This is a genomic window from Calyptranema fuscum S582 (assembly GCF_055793305.1).
The window spans coordinates 59,781-83,413 of sequence record NZ_JBSLYH010000033.1 but is presented as its reverse complement, the minus strand read 5'-3'; the positions used below and the strand labels follow the sequence as shown (position 1 = coordinate 83,413).

12 protein-coding genes are annotated in these 23,633 nt (G+C 45.3%); 3 read left to right on the top strand and 9 right to left on the bottom strand.

The window, feature by feature from the left end; translation table 11 throughout:
* Nucleotides 1-24: 24 nt before the first annotated feature.
* Nucleotides 25-615 (bottom strand): YbhB/YbcL family Raf kinase inhibitor-like protein, encoded by a 591-nt coding sequence (locus ACR6Z4_RS20885; protein ID WP_479719253.1) that lies wholly within the window; start codon nucleotides 613-615, stop codon nucleotides 25-27.
* A 71-nt stretch (nucleotides 616-686) separates the two neighbouring features.
* The gene (locus ACR6Z4_RS20880) at nucleotides 687-1,019 is read right to left on the bottom strand and encodes a hypothetical protein (protein WP_479719252.1); all 333 of its coding nucleotides are present in this window, start codon (nucleotides 1,017-1,019) and stop codon (nucleotides 687-689) included.
* A 116-nt stretch (nucleotides 1,020-1,135) separates the two neighbouring features.
* On the opposite strand from ACR6Z4_RS20880, the gene aat reads away from it, so the two are divergent.
* Entirely contained in the window at nucleotides 1,136-1,714 is a 579-nt protein-coding gene (gene aat, locus ACR6Z4_RS20875; RefSeq protein WP_479719271.1) for a leucyl/phenylalanyl-tRNA--protein transferase, read from the top strand.
* A 96-nt stretch (nucleotides 1,715-1,810) separates the two neighbouring features.
* Here the strand turns inward: aat and ACR6Z4_RS20870 are convergent, their stop codons facing one another.
* A complete protein-coding gene (locus ACR6Z4_RS20870; protein WP_479719251.1) occupies nucleotides 1,811-6,505 on the bottom strand; it encodes a PAS domain S-box protein in 4,695 nt (1,564 codons plus the stop codon).
* Nucleotides 6,506-6,517: 12 nt separating this feature from the next.
* Complete coding sequence (locus ACR6Z4_RS20865) at nucleotides 6,518-8,044, bottom strand: diguanylate cyclase domain-containing protein (RefSeq protein ID WP_479719250.1); 1,527 nt, start codon at nucleotides 8,042-8,044, stop codon at nucleotides 6,518-6,520.
* 669 nt (nucleotides 8,045-8,713) lie between these two features.
* Between ACR6Z4_RS20865 and ACR6Z4_RS20860 the strand changes: the two genes are divergently transcribed.
* Nucleotides 8,714-9,490, top strand: coding sequence for an MBL fold metallo-hydrolase (locus ACR6Z4_RS20860; RefSeq protein WP_479719249.1), 777 nt, complete (start codon nucleotides 8,714-8,716; stop codon nucleotides 9,488-9,490).
* Between the two features lie 17 nt (nucleotides 9,491-9,507).
* Entirely contained in the window at nucleotides 9,508-10,803 is a 1,296-nt protein-coding gene (locus ACR6Z4_RS20855; RefSeq protein ID WP_479719248.1) for an aminopeptidase P N-terminal domain-containing protein, read from the top strand.
* A 335-nt stretch (nucleotides 10,804-11,138) separates the two neighbouring features.
* Here the strand turns inward: ACR6Z4_RS20855 and ACR6Z4_RS20850 are convergent, their stop codons facing one another.
* From ACR6Z4_RS20850 to ACR6Z4_RS20830, 5 genes are all read right to left on the bottom strand, one after another.
* Nucleotides 11,139-17,405, bottom strand: a complete 6,267-nt coding sequence (locus tag ACR6Z4_RS20850; protein WP_479719247.1) for an AAA family ATPase — start codon at nucleotides 17,403-17,405, stop codon at nucleotides 11,139-11,141.
* Nucleotides 17,406-17,541: 136 nt separating this feature from the next.
* The gene (locus ACR6Z4_RS20845; RefSeq protein ID WP_479719246.1) at nucleotides 17,542-18,663 is read right to left on the bottom strand and encodes an amidohydrolase family protein; all 1,122 of its coding nucleotides are present in this window, start codon (nucleotides 18,661-18,663) and stop codon (nucleotides 17,542-17,544) included.
* 49 nt (nucleotides 18,664-18,712) lie between these two features.
* Nucleotides 18,713-20,974, bottom strand: coding sequence for a TOMM precursor leader peptide-binding protein (locus ACR6Z4_RS20840; protein WP_479719245.1), 2,262 nt, complete (start codon nucleotides 20,972-20,974; stop codon nucleotides 18,713-18,715).
* A 152-nt stretch (nucleotides 20,975-21,126) separates the two neighbouring features.
* A complete protein-coding gene (locus ACR6Z4_RS20835; protein ID WP_479719244.1) occupies nucleotides 21,127-21,666 on the bottom strand; it encodes a hypothetical protein in 540 nt (179 codons plus the stop codon).
* A 304-nt stretch (nucleotides 21,667-21,970) separates the two neighbouring features.
* Nucleotides 21,971-23,338, bottom strand: a complete 1,368-nt coding sequence (locus ACR6Z4_RS20830; protein WP_479719243.1) for an AAA-like domain-containing protein — start codon at nucleotides 23,336-23,338, stop codon at nucleotides 21,971-21,973.
* Between the last annotated feature and the right edge of the window lie 295 nt (nucleotides 23,339-23,633).

Sequence of the window (23,633 nt, the reverse complement as noted above, 5' to 3'; positions counted from 1 at the left end):
TTCAACAAGCCCTTAGTGTGAGCGTTAAGGTCGGGCATATCGCCCCATCAGCTCTGCACCTGCCAGACGGTGATCGTTCATGGCAGCTATGACCTCGGCGGTGCTTGACCCTGGGGGCAAGTCCAGCACCCGATCCAACGCATACAGGCGAATCCAATAGCGGTGGCTCCCGGAGGGTGGACACGGGCCGCCATAGCCATAGTTGCCAAAATCATTTTTGCCTTGCACTCCGCCTTGATAGAGCAGTGGTTGGGGCGGCAAATTTTCGGGGAGCTGTCGCAGATCGGGCGGCAAATCGTAAATGATCCAATGCAAAAAGGTTCGACCCGGCGCATCGGGGTCTGTCATCAACACCACAAAACTGCGGGTGCCACTGGGGGGTTCACTCCACATCAACGGCAAAGAGCTATTCGCGCCATCACAGGTATATTTTGCGGGGATCGGGTCGGCTGAATTGAAGGCGGTGCTGGATAACTGCATGGTCCAGGGAGCATCTAGATCCAGGCGATCGCCACAACTGACCAGAAGCAGACCTAGCCCCATCGCCCAAGAGGTCGAGTGTTGTAGCATCTGCCGCCGCTTTAATGGCGCACCCTGTTTACAGCTGGCAGTCATGCAGGCACACCCTCAACGGATTGAGAGAAGGTCGAGTAAAACAATAAAGTTTTATATTCATTTTTTTACAATCATTGCCCGCAGCAACGGTTGTCTAAGCCCAAACTGGCTAGCAATAAATCGCTGACGGCATTCGCAACGGCAAATTCGCTATAAAAACTTTTAGAAAAATCAAACCCTTGCATTTCGGTAATAATGGCAATGACCAGCGAACCGACATCATTTTCACCTTCCATGCGTTGCCGAACAAAAACTTGAGCTGCTCGCTGAGCAATGCTCTCATTCACAGCCTCTGGCAAAAATTCTTCATCTAACCAATGATGCAACGCTTGTTTCAGCCATTCTCCCTCTTGCTGAGGATTTTTTGTCGGCAGCAGCGTAATCGGTTGAATCGGTTCAGTCATCAAAACAGCCCTAATTCAGGTTGCTAGCATCCATAGTAATGCATTTGAGCATTGCCCTTAGGCGCGCTCTATTATGACCAACATAGACATTTTATTTTAGATAACCCGTGGCTAGGATTCAGTATGATATTCCCAGACTTATTCAAGGCTATGCCCAAGGCTATTTTTTGATGGCAGATGAAACCAGCGAAACCTTAAGCTGGTATGCCAGTCATCAGAGAGCATTAATTCCCCTGGACGAACGATTTCGCTATCCGCGATCGCTACAACGCATTCTCAATCAAAACCGCTTTACCACTGCAATTAACCGCGACTTTGCAGCGGTGGTCGAAGGCTGTGCCAATCGAGATACAACCTGGATTTCGGATGAACTTAAAGACATTTACTATGCGCTCAATCAGGCAGGCTTTGCCTATAGTTTTGAAACCTGGCAGGGTGAGCATCTGGCAGGCGGCATTTTAGGATTGGTCATCGGTGGGGCATTTATTGGCGAATCCATGTTCTACCAGATTCCAGATGGCTCGAAAGTGGCAATGGTGAAGTTGGTCGAACGGTTGCGATCGCGTCATTTCACCTTATTTGATGCGCAGATGAATAATCCTCATCTAGAGCGCTTTGGAGCCTACATTGTTTCCGATCAAGACTATCAATCGCTCCTGAACAAAGCGTTAGATCAGGATTGCTATTTTGACTGATACCGTTTTGATATGAGGCTGCGCCTGATTTACCCCCGGCTGTCGCCGTCCCCCTTGGCAAGGGAGAACACAGGGGGTCAGAGGTTTGGCGCATCTTCAGGATTGACCCTTGGCTATGAGCTGATGACTCAACTGCATGATGGTTTTGAATTGATAGTCGTGGGTCAAATCTTTTAACCGGGCACTGAGGACACCGTATTCGTCTGGAATTTGTCTGATGAGATGCAATACCGCGTCGTCATTGCAATAGAGCGCGGCTTGATACAGAGCATTCACCCATTCTGAAGGCATCACAGCAAGGTGTTCAGCCGTTAAGGTAGCCGCCAGGTCCGCATCATCACCTGACGAGGTGGTTTGGGAGGGTTTGCTATCGGCATAGATATATTGCAACCCCAGATACGTTTGCATTTTGGCAAATAATTCCGTGGCTTGAAACGGTTTGCTGATAAAGTCATCGCATCCGGCAGCAAAGGCAAGCGTGCGATCGCTTTCAGAGGCATAAGCCGTCAGGGCAATGATACAGGGCGACGATGCCGACACAGTTGCTCGAATCCGACGTGTTGCTTCATAGCCATCGACCTGGGGCATTCGCATATCCATAAAAATCAGATGGGGTTGCCATTGCTGACAGATGTGAATTGCTTCTTCTCCATCTCTGGCCTCCTGCACCTGCAAGCCAATTTGGGTTAATAGCTTGACCAGAAGATAGCGATTTTCGAATTGATCGTCTACGACCAAAATGCGGTAGGCAGGCTGACCCGAAGCAAGCCGCACAATGGCACGTTGGGGCGTAATATCATCTTCGTCGGCAAGAGATGCCCGTTGAACCGGAATGGCGATCGCAAATTTACTACCCCGTCCCGGTTCACTATTGACGCTAATCGTACCGCCCATCAGCTCAACAAAGCGTTGACAGATCGTCAGACCCAAACCCGTTCCTTCGGGCGATATTTTGCCCGCTTGAGTTTGAAAAAAGGCACTGAAAATTGAAGATAACTCATTGGAGGCAATGCCAATGCCTGTGTCTTCTACTTCAACATGAAGCATTAACGGTTGAGCCTGCAAAGACGATGCAGTAAAGGCTGTCGCTGCCGTAGAAGCCTTGGCACGCAGCACGATGCGACCTTTGTTGGTAAATTTAATCGCATTGCTCAGCAGATTAATTAAGACCTGACGGAGTTTATTTGCATCCGCATTCACCAGCTTAGGAAGGGTTGGGTCTAGCTCCAGGCTCAGCGTTAGATCGCGACTGGCAGCTTGTTGACGAAACATATCGCACAAAGAATGCAACAAGCTATGCAAATTAAAATCAGTGGCGTCGAGCGTAATCCGTCCAGCTTCAATCTTCGATAAATCCAATACGCTGTTAATCAAGCTCAACAAATGATCGCCACTGCGGTAAATCGCTTCTAAATTTTCGTGATGTTCAGCCGTTAGCGATGGGTCATGCGTCATCACCTGCGTGAACCCCAAAATAATGTTGAGGGGGGTGCGCAGTTCGTGGCTCATGTTTGCCAAAAAGGCTGTTTTAGCACGATTGGCAACTTCGGCAGCTTCTTTTGCCCGTTGTAGATCTAGCTCTGCTTGTTTGCGATCGCTAATATCCATGACCGTGCCAATTAGCCGCACCACCTGCCCCTCGGCATTGTATTCAGCTTTCCCTCTGGCTTCCAAATACCCCATTGACCCATCGCTGCGGAAAAAGCGCATATCCAGCTCATAGCCTGTGCCATGGGCGATCGCCTGTTCCACACTTTCTTGGAGTTTAAGCCCATCATCGGGGTGATAATACCGACTAATTTGTTCGGCATAACTGGGTGGCGTGCTGCTGGGTTCCAGCCCAAAAATGCGGAACAGTTCGTCTGACCAGGTGATCCTTTGAGTCGCAATCTCAAATGACCAGTTGCCCAAGTTGGCAACCTGTTGGGCTTGCAGTAAGGCGATTTCGCTATACTGCAATTTTTCTTCGGCTTGTTTGCGTTCCGTGATATTAACGCTACTCCCCACAATGCGGTAAATCTGCGATCGCTGATTGTATAACGGCGTCAGGCTGGTAATCCACCAGGTATCTTGACCTTGAAAGGGCAAACATTCTTCATAGGTAATTGTTGCCCCCGCCTCGACGCAGGCTTGATAGCGTTGGCAAACCGTCGCGGCAGCGTCCGGAGGCAGCACTTGACCGGGCGTTTTGCCTTGCAGCTCCTGGGTTGGGATGCCGGTTAAGCGTTCGTGGGCAGGATTTAGCCCGATAAAGCGAAAGTCACCATTTTCTAAGACATCAACCACAAAGATCGATTGTTCAACCCCGTCATAAATCGTCCGTAAAAAGTCTGCATTTTCCGCTAATGCCATTTCAACGCGTTTGCGATCGCTAATATTGCGCACAATGATGAAGGCTTCGTCTTCGCCAATGGCAATCACACGCGCCTCTTCGTATTGCATCTGCCCATTAATCTCGATCTCATATTCGTAAACCTGGAGTTCTCCTGTTACGATCGCCTGTTCGACATAATGGAGTCGTTGTTCAGCCAGATGGGGGGGTAATAAATCCTGAATTTTTCCGCCAATCAACGCTGGAGACGAGATCAGACTTTGAAAATTGCCCTGAGAAAATGCCAGTCGGGTGCCATCGCGTTTGACACGAATGATCAAATCGGGAATCGCATTCACAAAGGCTCGCAGCGAGGTTTCGCTGTGACGCAACGCCTGTTCGGCACGTTTGAAATCGTCAATATCGCGTCCAACCGATTGATATTCAATAAACTGCCCGCGTTCATCAAACAACATGCGGTTAATCCACTGCGTCCAGCGCACCGTGCCATTCACCACCACCCGGTTTTCAATGATTACCATTGGGTTTTCAAACGTCATGGTGCGCACCAGTTGGTTCACGCGTTCGAGATCGCCTTCAAAGACGACAGGTGCGTATGTACGCCCTACTAAACTTTCGCGCGATCGCTCAAAATATCGACAGAAAGCATCATTGACAAATGTCAGCGTGCCATCAGCCATATACCGAACAATTAACTCGGTCTGGTCTTCGACGATCGCCCGATACATCGCCTCGCGTTGTTGTAGCGATTGTTCTGCCTGTTTGCGATCGCTGATATCGACCATATACCCGACAATTTCTTGCGGGTTACCCTCCGCATCTGTTACCAGGTTGAGGTCATCATAGATCCAGTGGTAAGACCCATCACCGTACAAAAATCGATATTCAAACGTACATACCCCCGTTTGAAACAACGTGGGCAAACCGGCAAATACGCGATCGCGATCCTCTGGGTGAATGTGTTGCATCCAAAACCCAGATTCCGACATAAATTGTTGAGCCGTGTAGCCCAAGATCTTCATGACATTATCACTGACGTACGTTACTCGATAGTCACCATGCGCCGTAGCGCTATAAATCACCGCAGGGCTAGACGTCAGCAGATAGTTGAGCCGTGCCTTAGAGCGCGACAGTTCAGCCGTCCGTTCTACCACCCGCAATTCCAACTCCGCCCATGAAGTCTGAATCTGGTTTGCCATCCGGTTAAAAGAGTGTGCCAGTTCCCCCACTTCATCCTGACGATAGATATTGATAGGAAGACTAAATTCTCCCTGAGCGATTTTTTGAGCTGCCGCATTGAGATTGAGCAGAGGTTGGGTAATCCACCGAGCGGTGATTAAAATAATGCCTGCCGAAGAGATCGCGGCTCCCAGGCAGAGCAAAACCGTGATTTGATGATGGTTGTTAATCTCGGTCAAAAAGTCTGATTCTGGAACAACCACCACAACTAACCAATCCAACCCCAACTGATCTTGAAACGGAGTCACCCGAGCAAATTGACGTTGTCCATCGATCTTAAATTTAAATTGCTGGGTAGTACGAATACTGCTCAATCCACCCAATTCTTGCTGCACTTGACGACTTGCTGATTGAATCAGGGGATCATCGCTATCGCTAGCTTGCAATCTCTGAAATAGCTTTTGCCCATAGTGAGAGGTGAGCTGGTAAGGTAACTGTTGATGAGAACTGCCGACCAGCAAGCCATTGCGCTCGACAATAAAGACGCGCCCATTTTGCCCAACCTTAAGCTGTTCTAAAAATCGGCGCAAAAACGTCAGATCGCAAGCCGCAGAAAATACCCCCAACAAGGCTCCGGTTTCGGGATCATAGATGGGATAGTTGGCATTGAGTGACAGATCAGAATTATCTGCCAAATTAAAAATAGGACTCCAAATCGGCTTCCCGGCTTCCGCTGCGGCTCGATACCAGGGGCGTTGTTGCAGATTGAAGCCTGGAATCGTGGTCATGCGATCGCCAACATTACCGGCACTGTCCACCGCATTTTCGTAGAGCACCGTTGGGTCAGCCGGATCAGTTCTCAACAAACTGGGGCTTGGGTTGCGATTGGCAACAATAAACGTCCCTTGCGCAGTGCCCACCATCGTATGGCTGATGGTTTCAAACTGTTGCAGTTGGGTGAGTAAATAGCGTTCCAGTTGGCTGGGGTCATTCAGGTTTAAATATCCCAGGCGCACAGCATCCGCATTCATGCGCGTCACCTGGGGCGGAATGGCAAAGTAGTTATTCAAATAGAGGTCAATGCGATCGCCCGTTTCAAGAATCAGTTGAGCGGCTAGCGTTTCAATTTCTTCTTGCCCACTTTTAAAGGAAAGATAACCGACCAATCCCGTGACGGCTCCCATTTGTAAGACAAACGGAACAACCAGCACCCAACGCAGAGGAATTGTGCCTATAACCCGTTTGAACCATTGAGTGGAACTGGTTAGTGATCGTTTCATCGGTTGAAATCGTTAACGAATGCGTTGTGGCAAGAGCGTTTGGCTGACATGGTAGACATTACGTCCCCGATCTTTAGCAATGTAAAGCGCTTCGTCTGCGGCAGCCATCAGTTGTTCTGGCATAGCTTCGAGGGTGGGGATGACGCTGACAATCCCCATGCTGATGGTGACAAACGGATTAACCAATGATTTTTTGTGAGGAATGGCAAGCCGAGTAACTTCTTCTTGAATAAATTGTGCCAGTGTAATTGCACCGTCTAGATTAGTATTCGGCAGTAAAACCGCAAACTCTTCGCCGCCATAGCGAGCGACTAAGTCGGCAGGTCGTTTACTGGCACCCGCGATCGCCTGTGCTACCTGTTTGAGACACACATCCCCCATTTGATGCCCGTAATAATCGTTATACGGCTTAAAATAGTCAATGTCACAGAAAATTAAAGCAAGAGGTGCCTGTTCTCGCCGCAAACGCAGCCATTCTTGAGATAACGTTTCGTCAAAACATCGGCGATTGGCAACCTGAGTCAAGCCATCTAAATTGGCGAGTCGCTGAAGTTCATAATTGGCTTGCTTAAGAGCTTCTTCAGCCTGTCTGCGTTGCATAAAGCTGCCCAACTGGAGTGCCACGCCTTTCACCAGTTCTAAAATACGAGGTTCATAGGGCTGTTGCGCACGGCTGAAAAAGATCAAAATTGCCAGCACCTGGGCATCTACTAAAATGGGCACCCCAAACGCGGTCTGAAACTGAGCGGCGATCGCCAATTCAGGGCGTAAAAAATCTGGGATACGACCCTCAGCCCCTGACTCAGCCCCCTGGATCGGTAGAACCCAGACCTGACCCAATGACTCCATATCATAGGCAAACGTGAGCGGCGAACTCGCTTGATGAAAGTGTATGAGGCTCGCATCCATCGCGTCGTAGCAGCTTTGACTCAACTGCATGGCACTGCCTTCCCTATCCAAGACCCAGGCTTCGCTGTAGTCTGAATGGCTGACTTGCTGCACCAACCCCAACACTTTTTGCAACGCATTGCTAAAGTTTTCCGCTTGATTGACAGCTTGAATCGTGTCAAGCAACAATTGGGTTTCTGCCTGAGCCTGTTGCCGTTCTTGAATTTCCTGGCGCAGTCGTTGGTTGTGGGCATTGAGTTGCCGTTGTTGCTCTTGAATCGTCAATTGATGGCTAATCCGAATCAACACCTCTGCGGTCTGAAACGGCTTGGTAATATAATCGGCACCCCCTACCTCAAACGCCTGCACTTTGTTAGCGGCATCGTCTAGAGCGCTGAGAAAAATAATTGGAATAGCCTGAGTCTCAGGTTGAGATTTAAGGATCGAGCAGACCTCATAGCCATCCATGATAGGCATTTTAATGTCTAGCAAAATTAAATCAGGTCGTTCTGCCCGGACGGTTTCCAATGCCATCTCACCGCCAACCGCTTTTCTCACTCGATACCCCTGATTGTTCAGGATTGAGGAAAGCACTCGGAGGTTATCGGGATTATCATCGACGATCAACAGGGTAATTTGAGATTTTGGCATCACGGATTAGGACTTAGGAGTTAAGATGCCGTATTTTGACAAAGGCTGGAATGAGGATTTAGCCCGATCCAAGCGCTGAGGATGACAAATTAAATAAGACCCGGAAGTTTATGTCTGGGAGCGCGGCGACGCCGCGCTCCCAGACATAAACTCCGGTTTTATTAAATCCACGCTCCTTACAGAAAGAGAGCGTACATAGACGCTGAATACATCAAAATACTAACGTCTTCTACAGTTGGTCATCTTCTAAGAATTCCCTAATCTTTACATAGACCTGCCCTTTGATCGTTTTTATTAAAGAACCCCTTCTCACCCTGGACAGAGCTTTTTCGAGCGTTGCTGATCTGGGGGATGAAATTGGGTGTGAGTGCCGCGCTCTGCGCGGCACTCACACCCAATTTCATTGATGAATTAAGCCATGCCAGATCTGCGATTGAATTAAAGTCAGGGTTCGACGTTCTATTTAAATCCAGATGAGAACTCTTTTGAACGGATATTCGTCAATCCGGATTGTGGGATCATTACATAAATCGCTGTAAGCTATAAAATTGCAAAGCGTCTAGCCGCGATTAGTGATCGCTCTACTACCAAATAGTGGCACTTTTCAGCCCGCTCTAGCAGCTAACAGCCAACAGCTAATAGCCAACCGCTATCTTAAGTTGAGGGAACATGAAGCGACGAGAATTTATCCGCTACACCGGAGTTGGTTTAGGAACAACCCTTGGCTTAGGCATTGTCTCCCGCCAGCAAGCCAGCCAAGCCCAGACCAGCAGTGGCGTGACCATTCAATATTTGGGGCATACCTGCTTCTTGTTTACAGGTGGCGGACGGCGGATTTTGGTAAATCCATTTCGCCCGATTGGCTGCACAGCCGGGTATCGTTCCCCAACCGTGGCAACAGATCTCGTCCTGATCAGCAGTCGTTTGCTCGATGAAGGCGCACCTCAAGATATTCCGGGCAATCCTCGGTTATTATCTGAACCCGGAATTTATGAGTTTTCCGGTGGGATGCAGGTGCAGGGCATTCGCACCAACCATGACGATATCGGTGGCAGACGATTTGGCACTAACGTCGTCTGGCGTTGGAATCAAGGTGGGCTAAATATTCTCCATATGGGCGGAGCTGCTGCGCCAATTACGGTAGAAGAACGCATTTTGATGGGCAATCCAGATGTGGTGCTGTTGCCCGTTGGGGGTGGTCCGAAGGCATTTACGCCAGAAGAAGCCCAAGCCGCTGTGCGATCGCTTTCTCCTAAAATCATTGTTCCCACCCAATATCGCACCCAGGCAGCCGATGCAGCCACCTGCGATATTCTGCCCGTCGATAATTTCCTCACCTTGATGGACGGAACACCTGTTAACCCGGTGGGCGATTCAATTACCCTGAGACCCGCCGATCTGCCAGACAATGGCTCTAGAATTGATGTCTTTAGCTATCGGTTTTAACCTGAGGGATAACCACCATGCAAACCGAATATTCCCAACGCCGTGAACGGCTGATGGCAAAGATCGGCAAGGGAACTGCCGTCTTTCGGAGTGCGCCGATGGCAGTCATGCATAATGACGTGGAATATAATTTTCGACAAGATAGCGACTTTTTCTATGTGACAGGGTTTAATGAGGCGGAGGCAGTTGCCGTACTGGCTCCCCACCATGCCGAACACAAGTTTGTCTTATTTGTCCAACCCAAAGATTTGGAAAGGGAAACCTGGACGGGCTATCGGCTGGGGGTAAACGCCGCAAAGGAGCAGCTGGGTGCGGATATGGTTTATCCGATTCAGGAATTGGATGAGAAACTGCCGCAGTATTTAGAAAAAGCCGATCGGATTTATTATCGCATGGGGCGCGATCGCGCTTTTAACGATAAGATTTTGCACCATTGGCAACGGCTGCTCGCCGTCTATCCTAAAAAAGGAACGGGACCGATCGCCCTGGAAGATTTAGGTCATCTGCTGCATCCCCTGCGTCAAATCAAAAGTGCAGTAGAGCTAGAGAAAATGCGTCATGCCGCAGACATTGCCGTTGACGCCCACATACGAGCGCGAGAATTTGCTCGTCCGGGCTGCTACGAATATGAAGTGCAGGCAGAGATCGAACATACCTTTCGCTTACGTGGTGCCATGGGACCTGCCTATCCATCTATTGTGGCATCGGGTGCCAATGCCTGTGTGTTGCACTACACCGAAAACACACGCCAAATTCAAGCCAGTGATTTGTTGTTAATCGATGCTGGCTGTGCCTATGACTATTACAATTCCGACATTACCCGCACATTCCCGGTCAGTGGCAAATTTACTGCCGAACAAAAAGTTCTCTACGAGATTGTGTTGCAAGCCCAGTTAGCGGCGATCGCCCAGGTGCAGCCGGGAAATCCTTACCAACACATTCACGACACAGCCGTTCGAGTGATTGTTGAAGGCTTGATGGATCTAAAATTGCTGCACGGTGATATCGAAGAAATTATCAAAGAAGAAAAATATAAACCCTTCTATATGCACCGCACAGGCCATTGGCTGGGGTTGGATGTGCATGATGTTGGCGTCTATCAACATGGTGAAACGCCCCATACTTTAGAACCGGGACAGGTCACCACGGTTGAACCAGGCATTTATATTTCGCCTTACATCAAACCCGTAGAAGGGCAACCCAACGTCGATCCCCGCTGGCATGGTATCGGCATTCGCATTGAGGATGATGTCCTGGTTACAGCAACCGGACATGACGTGTTAACCGCAGGGGTGCCCAAGGACGTCGATTAATTCATGTAATGATTTTTTGTGGAGCGGGCGACGCCCGCTCCACAAAAAATCATTACAGTTCCAAGACTACCCACGTTTCAATAGTGGAATGGGAAGAAAAAGATGTTGATTCAACAATTGCGAGAGTTAGAAAAAGATGGCATTGTAATCGAATGTCTATTCACAAGTACCACCGAGCGTAAAGTACTTTGAATTAGATAGATTACGTGTTGTGTGAGAGCCACGCCCCGCGTGGCTCTCACACAACAATATATACTTCATACAGTCAATGTAGTAATTCATGAAAACCGCATCTATTCTGAATGATTTGCCGCAGACCCTTTATCCGTTATTGTTCAAGTCTGAATATGCTGCTCGACCCAACAACGGTCAAAAATTGTTTCATAAATGCGATTACTGATTCTGAGATATCCCTGCTGTTTGACTACTATCCCTGACAAGAGCAATTCCCCTTCTTCAGAACTACCAGTGGCGATAACTCCTTGCTGCTGCAAGACTTGTCGGTAAAGTTCTAGTAGCTGTGCAGATTGTTTACTTCTGAGAAGGCGATCGCGAATTGTTCTCAAATGTTCTGGCTGATCCTGAGATTCCCAATTGTCAATCACATTCGTTTGCACCAGATTCTGAATCCATTCAGCTTCACGATTGATGGGAATGGGCAAGGAAGTGTTGCGGATGAGCTTGCAAAGCTTTTGGGTGAGAAAAGGCTGACCATTCGTCCAAGCCAATAGTTCTTTCAATACCGTCTGTGGACTGCTCACTTTTTCTGCTAAACCTCGCAGTAACGGTTGAGCTTCATGCTCCTTAAAACCTTCTAGCTGAATGGATTGACCAATATTAAAAGGGGTGACCTGGATATCAACGGTTAAATCTGAAGGGGTAGCGACGCCAAAGAGAGCAAATGTCAGACGCTGATATGCTGGATTAAGACTACGTTGGTTGTAACAAAAACGAATCAGATTGAAAAAATCATTAACTGGGAAATTTAAACCCAGGATGCTATCAATTTCATCAATAAAAATGACCAATTGTTTTGAAGCAGCACCCTCTTCTACACCCACTTCAGCCAGGAGAACTGATTCAATAAATTCACTCAATCGCTGTGCCGGAGACAGATCGTCTCGCTCTTGCCACCAAGCCTTAAGAGTAACCTTGCCTCGTAAATCAAACCGTCGCCCTAACTCAAAGGCAATTCCCTTATACCATTGGTCAGGAGTGACGGTTTCACTGCCAATCCGGGTCATATCAATCGGGGCACAGCACACCCCCTCCTGCTGGAGGTGATTGATCATACGCACCATCAAGCTAGATTTACCCATCTGTCGGGGATTGAGGACGTAGCAAAACTCTCCGCGTTTCAATGCTTTATAGAAGTAGCGATCAGCGGAGCGCACCACATAGGTAGGAGCATCCATCGGCAAACTGCCACCAACTTGATAGTCAAAGTTAGTAGCTTGTTCGGCACTTCTGAGCAAATCGTTTTCAAAAACTAATTTAGCTTGAGTGGCTTTGAGAATCTCTAAAGTCTGGGATAACTCTTGAGTGCGCTCTTCTACACGTTGTTCCAAAGTGCGGCTGTAATCTGCCAATTCATTTTTTGCTTGCTGTAGGGCAGTATTATTGAGCGCCAGCTCTTGGGTAAAATGGATTCGCTCAGCTTCCGATCGCTTGCGTTGGGTAATGTCGGCAAAAGCAGCGATCGCATAAACAATCTGCCCCTTTTCGTCAAAAACGGGGGTAGCAGAAACTTCCAAGGGAATACTCTTGTCAGCTTGATGAATCTCTATATCATCTTTGATTGTCTGCTCACCATTTAAGGCTTTCACAATGGGCTGTTGTTCGGTGGGGTATAACTGATCTGTTCCTGCTAGATAGGCTTGATAGGTCTCAGATAGCTGATTGCTGGCGACTTCCGTGACAATGCCTTTGCCAAGGATCTGTTGAGCCATCTGGTTTGCGTAGTATGGTCTGCCATTGGGATCGATCACAAATACACCCACTGGCATAGCTTCTAGAAATTGAGTCAGTCTTCTTTCGTTTTCACGCAATGCAACATACAGTTGAGCATTTTGTAGAGAAATTGCAGCTTGAGAAGATAGAAGTTTTAGGACTTCTAGGCGATCGGATGTGAAGGCACTGGTCGTCAGATTGTTTTCTAGATATAAAACACCGCTAAGCTTGCCTTGGTTGAGTAAAGGTGTGCAAAGAACAGATTTGGGTTGGGTGGCAACAACGTATGGATCACGAATGAATTGTCCCTCATGGGTAGCATCATTTAAAACTAAGCTTTCCTGAGTACGGGTGACATAATTGAGGATAGAAACTGACAGAAGGGGAATCTGGCGATCGCCATCAATAAAATCAAAGGGAATCGATTGCAAGATATGAATATCATCAGAATCTACTTTCCCTTCAGCTTCAATCACCCAATTATCTTCATAATTTAAAATAAGAAAACCTTTTTGTGCCCCCGCATTTTCAATCACAGCTTTCATCAAATTTTTCAGTAGTGTTTCTAGCTTAATTTCACTAGAAATTGCTTGAGATGCTTTAAGAACAGTACTCAGATCGAGAATTTTTCCGTCAGACTCTGTGGAGATAGTCGTACTCAAGCTTTTAAATTGACCTTGGTTTTTTACGTCTAAGAAGTACTGTGGATATTCTGCTTCCAACTGCTTGACTTTGGCTTTTGCTCCCCAGCGGGTGTAATAATGACGGGCATTCTTCATGTAGAACTTGCCAATCTCTTCTCTACCCAGGGAAAGATAGAATTCTGCTGCCCTTTCATATGCTAAGGCTTCTTCATGTGAATATCTCTGATTCCCGGCTCCTCGAATGGCTCTTTCATACAGCTCTGTGGCTTCCCAATATTGTCCTAGAACCCTTGATTTCTCAGCCTCTACTAGTTGGTATTTATGTTGAAAATTTTCTGGGCAGTAATAAGCCCACATTTTGAGTGTTTCCTGATTAGATGAGACTTGATCTAGAGCTTTTTTGCGCTGTTGGGCTTCAGAAGAATAACAACTGGCAAGCAGGGTAAGAGAATAGTAAAAGTTATGTTGCACAGCAACCAAATAAGCGGCTGAACTTGCAGCGTACTTGTCTGCTTCAACCGCACTACGTTCTGCCTGATCATAGTCTTTGAAGAAATAGCATGAAATGGTTTTGGCTAAATAAGCACTAAACAATAACCACGCTGCTTGCTCTTGAGTCCATTGGTCGAGCGTATTCTTTTCTTCTTCTTGAGAATTACCAACAACTAAACAATAGTTATCTTGATACCCATTAAGCAAATTTGCTGCAAGTTTACTTAAGTTTTTCATGTAGTAAACCGCATAAAACTGTTTTAACTTAGTTACTAAATTAATATATTGCTCATATTTTTGATTTACCTCGTCAAGACTAGAGCCAGTAAACAGGGAAAACAAGCAATAGGCTGATGCATTAAAAGAAGCAGTTTCAATATCTCCAGTATCTAATCCAAGGTTAATTGCTGTTTGCAACATTTCTATGATATCGCTGCCATGAATAGGTTCTTTCCAAGGTCGGATAAATCCATTGCTGTAATGCAAAACTAGAGATTTAGATTCTTGACTATTAATTTTTTCTAACAATCTTAGTGATAGTTTGCCAAATTGATATCCAGACTCAATATTTTTCTCGCCACAGAGAAGTGTGCCGAAATAAATATATACACTAGCCGCTTGGGGAGTGTTTCCATGTCTAATACAAAGATTAATTGCTGTTATTATGACCAGAAAGTATAGACGAGGAGTCGCAATAATTGCAGCAGAACTGACACTAAGTAAGATTCTGACTGCTGCAAGCTTATAGGGATCATCCATGTCTGGCAAATTGAATAAATCCTCAATTTTTTTGTCTTTCAAGAGCAATTCTATGGATTTATGCTCTTCCTCAATTCTCTGTTGACTTGGTTCTTTAGGCAGGACTACTCCCAATTGTTTCAGAACCTGTAGTGCAACATCTATAGCTGAGCTGAATTGCGCTCTAGCTATACAAGACAGAATCTTTAGCTCGTATACCTTAACCTTATCGAGGAGTGTTTTAGCTTTTTGCAGGATGATAGTAGATAGCTTCTCAGCTTCCTCAAACTGAGTATTGATGTATTGTACTTCTAGTGTTTCTAAATGGAGAGTTAGTGTTGAGTCATACTGCTCTTCCCAGCTATTGGACGGTAGGAGTTTTAGACCCGTATCTAAATATCTGTAGGCAGGTTCATAAGCGGCTGAACTTTTAGCTTTTCTACCAGCAATCAGATTGAGGTGAGCTAGATTATATTTTTCTGATTGATGGAGGATTAAATCCTTTCCAATATTGAAGTGGTTAACAAGATAAAAGATTTTCTCTTCCAATTTATCTGAATTCATATTTTTTAGTAGGAGTTGACCAATTCTCAGGTGAACTTCCTTTTTTTGGTCCTCTGGAATAAGAGCATAGGCAGCTTGTTGAACTCGGTCATGTAAAAATATGAAGGGTATCGACGATGGTTTTGGGACAAGTGATGGAGATATTTCGGGGGTGGCAGTAATGCCTAACTCTTGCTTCCAAAGTAGGGGAATTTTGTAGTCATGACTCAAAGGTACAATTAAACCTTCTTGAAGCGCTGACCAAAGTTCAGTTGCTGTGGCTGAGAGAGATTGGGTATTGACAACAGAGAGAACCTCTAAATTAAATTGATTCCCAATGCAGGCCGCTAACTTTAAAGCATTCTGCGTCCTTTCATCAAGTTTCATAATCTTGCCGATCATTAATTCGACAACATTATGGCTCATCTCTACCGCTTGAATCTGCTCGATATTCCACTGCCAACAACCCCTTCTGGAGTCAAATAACAAGAGGGCTTCTGTATGTAAGGATTGGAGCAACTGCTTTAGGAAGAAAGGATTACCATCTGTTTTGTTAAAGACTATCTCTGCTAATGGTTTTACTTCTTCTGTTGAAGAGCTAAGAGTATCGGCAATTAATTGGCTGATCTGATCAAGCCCCAAAGTTCCAAGGAAGATTCTACTTACTCTGGTACCAACCTTGTGAATTTGTTCCAAAGCCTGCATTAACGGATGAGTGGGATCGACTTCATTATCTCTATAGGCACCTATCATCAACAAGTATTGGCACTCTCTATCAGTCATTAATAGCTCAATCAATTTTAAGGAAGCTAAATCTGCCCACTGTAAATCGTCGAGAAAAATAACTAGAGGATGCTCTTTTTTAGTGAAAACGCCAATGAATTTTTGGAATACTAAGCTGAATCGATTTTGAGCCTCTGTTGATCCTAAAGGCGGGACGGGTGGCTGTTTACCAATAATCAATTCTACTTCAGGAATCATATCGACGATCACTTGACCGTTGCTACCTAAAGCATCTAACAACTTCTCCTGCCAGATTTGAATTTGTGCTTTGCTCTCTGTCAGAAGCTGTCGCATCAGCCCTTGAAAGGCTTGAATTAGAGAGGCATAAGGAATATTCCGCTTATATTGTTCAAACTTACCAGAAATGAAATTTCCTCGCTGTCGTAGAATTGGCTTATGAACTTCATTGACCAAAACCGATTTGCCAATCCCGGAATAGCCAGCTACGAGGATCGCCTCAGTGCTGCCTTGACTGACTCGCTCAAAGGTAGACAGAAGTTGGGCAACTTCCTCCTTCCGACCATAAAGCTTTTGAGAGATTTGAAACTGAGTGGAAATATCTCGTTGACCAACAAAGAATTCTATAATTTGACCGCTGCTTTGTAATTGATCCCAACAGGCTTCTAGATCAGCATTCAGTCTCAAAACACTTTGATATCGATCCTCGGCTGTTTTTGCCATCAGTTTCATCACAATATCCGAAACTGCCTTGGGAATATTCTTTATCCCTTTTCCCTTATCCCTCCCTATCTCTCTTAAAAGATGAGGGGGTGTAGGTTGTTTAGCAATATGGCAGTGCACTAGTTCTATCGAGTCAGTGGCTTCAAAAGGCAATTGATAGGTCAGTAATTCGTAGAAAGTGGTTCCAAGAGAATAGAAATCAGTTCGATAATCTATCGCTCGGTTCATTCTGCCAGTTTGCTCAGGCGAAATATAGGCTAGGGTTCCTTCCAGGTGATTAGGGCTGAGAATCGTCGGATTTTCCCGTGGTAAAGCCGTGGAAATACCAAAGTCAATAATTTTAAGCTCTCCAGTTTCTGGGTTATAGACGATATTGGATGGGTTAATGTCTTTATGTATAATATTGGCGGTGTGAATAGCGCCCAAATTCTCAGTTATCTTTCTTGCGAGGATGAGAAATTCCTCTAGCGTAAACTTATGCTTTGCCATCCAAATCTTTAGGGATTCTCCACCAAAATCCTCTAAAAACATGACAAGACTATTTTGGTATCTCTGTAAGTCATATGCTTTGATAACACCATCCAGATTTAGGGATCGGATGGTGTCATATTCCTGCTTATAACGAGTAAGTTCTGATGCGGTAGGATAGTCTCCTTTAAGAATTTTAAGAATAGTGGGTCGATTATCCTGGTTTCGGATGGCTCGATAGATCAATGAATTAGTACTTTCATATATCTTATTGACAATGTGATAATCATTAATAGTATTCATATCTATAAGTAAATAGAGAAAACACATCTAATTTTTCTGGCAAGTAGCGATCGCCTGATCATTAAGCGTATTGGCAATTGCACAGAAATGAGTCTTAAGCCTTCCCACTCCTATTCTCTCCCCTCACTCCAAGAGCCTACCTTCGCATCCCTAAAGAGATTTCGTTTAGTCCATAGAAACGAGCGGAATTATTCCACAATATTTTTTGCACTGTTGTTCTAGGTAGTCGCTCCTGAAGCACTCTACCAATATCCAAACCATCTGGTTTGTCTTCGTTAATGCTCCAATGAATATGGGGATAGTCAGAACCAAATAGCAAGTTATCAGAACCGATATACTCAATCATGGTCTCGATGTATGGTTCCGAAGGCTCAAACGTGACATAACACTGGCGACGGAAATATTCTGAAGGCTTCATTTTCACAGTATCCTTGACTTCCCAATAGTGACACTCGTACTCTTCATCTAAACGCCATAGCCAGTATGGTAGCCAACCACAGCCTGCTTCTAGAAATCCTACTTTGAGTTTGGGGTAACGCTCTAACACCCCTCCTTCAATCAATGCCAACATAGCCATCATTTGCTCCATTGGATGAGAACAAGTGCGCAAGGCAAAACGGGTGTTAAACCGTTCCGCTCCAGTGCTTGGCAAGCGACTATGAGTGCCTTCATGAATACCCACGGCTATTCCCAACTCCTCACACTCTTTCCAAAAAGGCTCATAAGCAGGGTCACTTAGTAGTCGCCCTTTAACAGGATTAGGACGCAAACAAACAGCCGTCCAGCCAAATTGGGCTATTCGATGCAATTCCGCAACCATTTCTTCTGGAGCGTGACGGTTGACGATACCTATACCTTGAAGTTTTTGCGGGTCATAGCTACAAAAGTCCTGTAACCAGTTATTGTAGGCACGGGTAAAGGCTCCCGCTACTTGCGGTGCCACAGTATCAATTGATTGGATAGCCAGTCCTAAAGTCGGATAAATAAATGAAACAGCAATTTTCATTTGCCTCATGTTCATGAGGTGAAGCTCATTGGTGAAGCCATTGAGTCTTGCCATTGGATAAGCTTTTATGATCTGCTTAGTCCAGTGAGCGACAGCCTCATTAGAAACTTTGTAATAAATCGGCTCATCCTGAATTTTCATATCAAATGACGGGGCAAAGCTTCTGTACTCAGGTTCTAAGTACTCCTTCCACATATTCAGAGGCTCGAATACATGGGCATCAGCATCAATAATTTGATAGTCAGCAGGCATAAGTTTATTAACTTTACAATTTTGAAGGTGAGAATTTTGAATGGCTGATTTACATCCACACCGGAAATTGATTGAGTTGATGTTCCTGCAACGGCTTTTCCAGCCAACCCATTTTCACAGGTACTTCATACAGTCGTCCTGGACCTAACCGTTTCCACCAATGACGCATTTCTGGAACGACGACTTTGACTACGGGCAATCCGATATCAGGACGAGTCTGATCCAATACCAGCATTTCCATATCGTTCGCTTCAACAATTTGCTGACAAGTCATTACATCTTCTAATAAATCATCACGTTGACATTGCAGATAATCAGCACAAACTTTGGCAGTGATACTTTCATCAGGAGCTAGATAAAATTGATTTTCCAGGGTTACTGTTTTCCACCATTGGATAGGAAGGGCATCTGAGGAGAAAGGATATTGAGTGCTACCATCTGCCTTGGCAAATAAAACGTAAGGAAGACCCTGGTTCATTTCGGTCAACGCTCTGCTGATAGCAATCTTGGGATCAAAATGGGCACCAAACCCAAGGATAATGTCTTCTATTTCTCGATCGATTCTTCGACTGAGCGCAACAAAGGTAGGAATATTCAGATCGCTGGTAATATCTAAAACCCAAAGTTCACGGTGCAAGGTCCGATAGTAGTTTTTTAAGGTTTGGAAATAGGGATCGACGAAACTTTCTAGATTGACTTGGGGTTTCTTGAGGCGGTTATACCACCATAATGCCACGCAGTCTCGCTCGACTAATTCCAGGAAGCCTTGCAGAATGGCTTCCTCTATTGTATTTCCAGCCGCACTCCCGTTGAGATCAGCCCAACAATCCGGATCTGGAAGATTGGGATAGTTGAAGTAGCAGTAGGCGGTTGGTAAAAGCTTAAATTGCTGATGCGTTAACGACCAAATGGGGGTCCACTCAATTTCCTGATCTTCATTAAAAGGTTCCGGAACACGCTGAAACCAGCCAGTACACTCTTGATTCCATTGGTGACGGTGTTCATACTGCTGTTGGCTAAATTTCATACAGGCATTGGGATGAATGGCTCGATCTACCATTTCTTTGTAACTTCCTGTTTGCCGGATTTCATCTCCTTGAAATACATGGGAATATCGCTCGATCGCTTCACAAAAGCCGCTGGCTCTCGCTTGCACATCTGTTCTCCCTTTTCCTGCGCTTCTGCCGCTAATGTTTTGCCGCAAGGCATTAAGGTCATCAAAGATTGTGGCGAAATGATGACTTACTGCATATGTATGAATTAGATTCTGTGGACCTTGCTGACATTTTCTTAGCCCTCGAATAACGCCCGTCAAAGGGCTAATGTGGTGTTGATAGTTCTGCAGGGTTTCTTCCGGAGATACGCAACGATGTCCTCCATCAGCAGTAAATGTCTTTTGGCAATGTTCTAAGATAACAGGATGAGGTTTCCGATTTAAGCCATTAGGGATTAATCCGCAACTTGGACACTGAGGTCGTTTAACCAAATGGTGAGATTGTGTTTCTAAAGTAATCGTATCGTAAGTAACAATTCGCCCTTCCAGGTATGCATTCTCTCCTTGAACAATCCACTTGAAGAGTTCGGTCGCTGCCATATTCAGAGCTGTTTGACAGGTCGTAGGAAGTGTACCGAGCGGAGAAGCCAAAGAGGTTGAGCTATCCTGATGTTTTGCAATAAACTGCTCAACAGGTCTATTATTTTGCAAGCGTTGAGCGAGACATTGCCAGCATCCTGTTTTTCCTGGAACGAAGATAGGACCTACCCAGACAATCGTTCCCATAGGCTTCACTAGCATCCAGGGTCGTGAGAGAGTCAGGGCTTTCTCATTAAAGATTGCCAAACTATCGTTGAGATAGTCATCAGTCACAATAATCTCGATATCGCCCTGCTCAACAACTTGAAGATATAGAGGTTCAAGGATGGTTTTGAATTCAAATATAGGAAGATTAGAACCAAACGATCGAATGGATACGCTGGTGTTTTTTAATCGATGGTAGGTTACCTCCGGATCAATATTAAGATGAGCACAAAAGATGGCAAAGTTAGATGATGAAATATCTTTGCTTTCAACAATGTACCCCTTCTGTTCCATCAGCATCAGTCCATAGTAAACTTCCGCAGCAGATACTTTCTCCTGGAGTAGTTCGACAATTTCATCAATCGTATGACGGCCATCAAGCAAAGGGACTAATAGTTGATAAAGACAACCGCTGAGTAAAACAGAATCTCCTCTTTCAGACTGAAAAACTACATTTTCTGAGTCTAAACTTGCTGAGTGAAAGCAGGATTTTAACTTTGGCTGATTCAGCATCTCATAAAATCAATTTTGTTAGGGTAACTTGATCAAATCTGTTCCAGTTCAGATATTTTATGTTCTTAAGGCTTTCGGAGTTAGTGCGCTAAACACACCACACTAACTCCGAAAAGTTCCTTTGGTAAAGCACTAGTTCAAAAAACTGAATCTTAGCAAGTCGCAGGGATCCATACGACATTTGGTATAATAGGTTCCTCACTCGGATTTTGATGAACCCACTCCGTTAACTGTGCATCAGTTACCTCTGGAGGTCGTTCAGGAAACGGTACATACGCTTTTACTCCAACAGGATTATCACGTGAGATCATATACCCCTCATAGTTTTTGGCTGGCGGTAGTGGTGGCGGTGGAGTACTACTCCCAGAAACTTCCCAAAGCGTATAAGGGTGAGGGTCAATCACTACGTCAAGTTCGTGAGGGCCATCAATGTGATTGACATCCATCAAAATCTTCACAATCGCTTCACGATTAACCAGATTACGATCGCCCTGAAGCCATGCTTTAGCTATAAGTTGGGAAATTAGTTTATTGGCTTGCTTAATGGCACTAATAGGATCTTTACTCGGATCTTCACCACGACTGACACTATCTACACCACGGGAAGTTGACCATTCTTCCAGAAGACTGGGAGTAATTCCACGGGAGTCAGAGCTGCTTAATGCCCGTACAGCATCGCCTAGTAAACCCATAATTCAATGTTCTCCTTGTAATTGAGTAAAAAGAGTTGAACTCGTTCCTTGGCACTGGTGAGGTCTCACCTTGAGCTTGTAATCTCATGAGGGCTACTTCACAAGCGGCCAACTAAATAACTCATAGCTAAACCCTTGCTGCTTGATGTCTTTAAAGTTCATAGCATTGAGCTAATTTCTTCACCTCCTCTTGGCTGAACGATCCAACTGAATCAGTAATTCCACATTGAGCAGACACATACATTGTTTCCTCCTAAGATTAAAAATGCATAAGCTATTGTCGTCAGCATTCTTCAATCTGTGATCAAAGTTTGACACTTTCATTCAACGTTTGAAAATTGGGGGTTGAGGAATGATCCTGACTTGCAAGAATCTGATGACTTGAAAAATATTGTTGATATAACTGACAACTTGGAGTTGCCCTGTTGCCATCCAGCTTAACCAATCCCATACTGCTTAACTTGTAAGCCACGATAGGATCTAACTGCATAGAGTCAGTAGCACTCAAAACAACATTCAGGACACGGGCTAACTCTGGTTGTTCTTGCAAACTCACCCAATGGTGCTGCAAGTGATAGTTATAAATTCTGGTGGCGGTGGCAGTTTCTAAAAGTTGTGTCAGAGTTACGTCCTTACAACTGAGATGATAGAGGGCAATGTGTACCAGTGCGGGATGTCCCCCCACCAAGCTCATCAGTTGACTGGCTTCTTCTCCGTCTGACCAATCAAGTCCGTAGCGTTGAGCTAACTGCTTCACCTCCTTCTGACTAAAGCTGTGTAACTGAATCGGCAATCCCACATTGAACGGCGATTGGTTCAAATCAAGAGGAACATAAATTTCTGTGGAGTGAACCACGATTAGACGGAGCTTTTGCCAAATCGGTAGGGTTTTGGCTTCCTCGTACCATGATCGTAGCAGTGGTAAAAAATCTTTTGCCACTTGAGAATGCTCAAAAATCTGATTCACCTCATCTAATGCCAAAACAAGGGGGGCGGCAATTGACGGTAGTAGATAGTCTTGAAAATAGGACGTGCAACTAATTTTGCTTCCTAGATCTTCATCCCAATACTTGTCTAGTTTTGGTTGTAGCTGGAGTTGTCGAGCAGCGTTGGCACATAGCCAACGCAAAAACTGATTTAAATCGTTCAGAATTGTTTGATCAACTTGCTCCAGATTTAGACTGACGGTGCGGTAGCCCAGACGTCTGGCAGAGTCGAGAACCCTCAGCAAAAGAGAGGTTTTGCCCATTTCTCTGGGTGCTTTAATCCGCACTAAAGCTCCTGGTTTCCTAATTTCTTGATCAATTTGTGCTTTCAGAAAAGCGCGTTCTATGTAAAAAGAGGAACTAAGAGGCACTGCACCACTAGGGTAAAGAGACAATGTGTCCAGGTCGGAATCAAACAACTCAGTGAGTTCAGGATTTTTGACTATTACTTGAGATGAAATCTCAAAATCCAGAGTAGAAATTTCTTTCCAATCTAGCGCCAATCTCCGACTGAGTTCTTCAAACGTCGAGTAATCAACAGGCTTACCTGTCAAAAAGTTACTGACTGTTGCTAAAGCAAATCCTACATCCTCAGCTAACGCTCTTTGACTGGGAAAACCATTTTGTCTGAGAGCTAGTTTTACTTTTTCAATGCAACCCTGTTGGACTCTGAGTGACCTTGACATAGAGACCCTTTCACAAGAAGCACTTTAAAGCTTACAAGATAAAACTCAGAATGCAAGTAGTTGCAAGTCAAAAATAAGTTAATCATGCTCAGACTGAAACTTAGTTAACTAGAGAGTTATGCAGTTTTCAGGCATACCCTGCGATCGCGATCGCCCGCATGAAAAACAAAGCTTCGTGTATCAAAAATGCAACCTGATTTATCTAGAATGCAACCTGATTGATTGAAAGTCCGATCGAGAATACGGAAAAGCCGAACAAAAATTTTACACACACGGACTTCAATACGGAAAACGT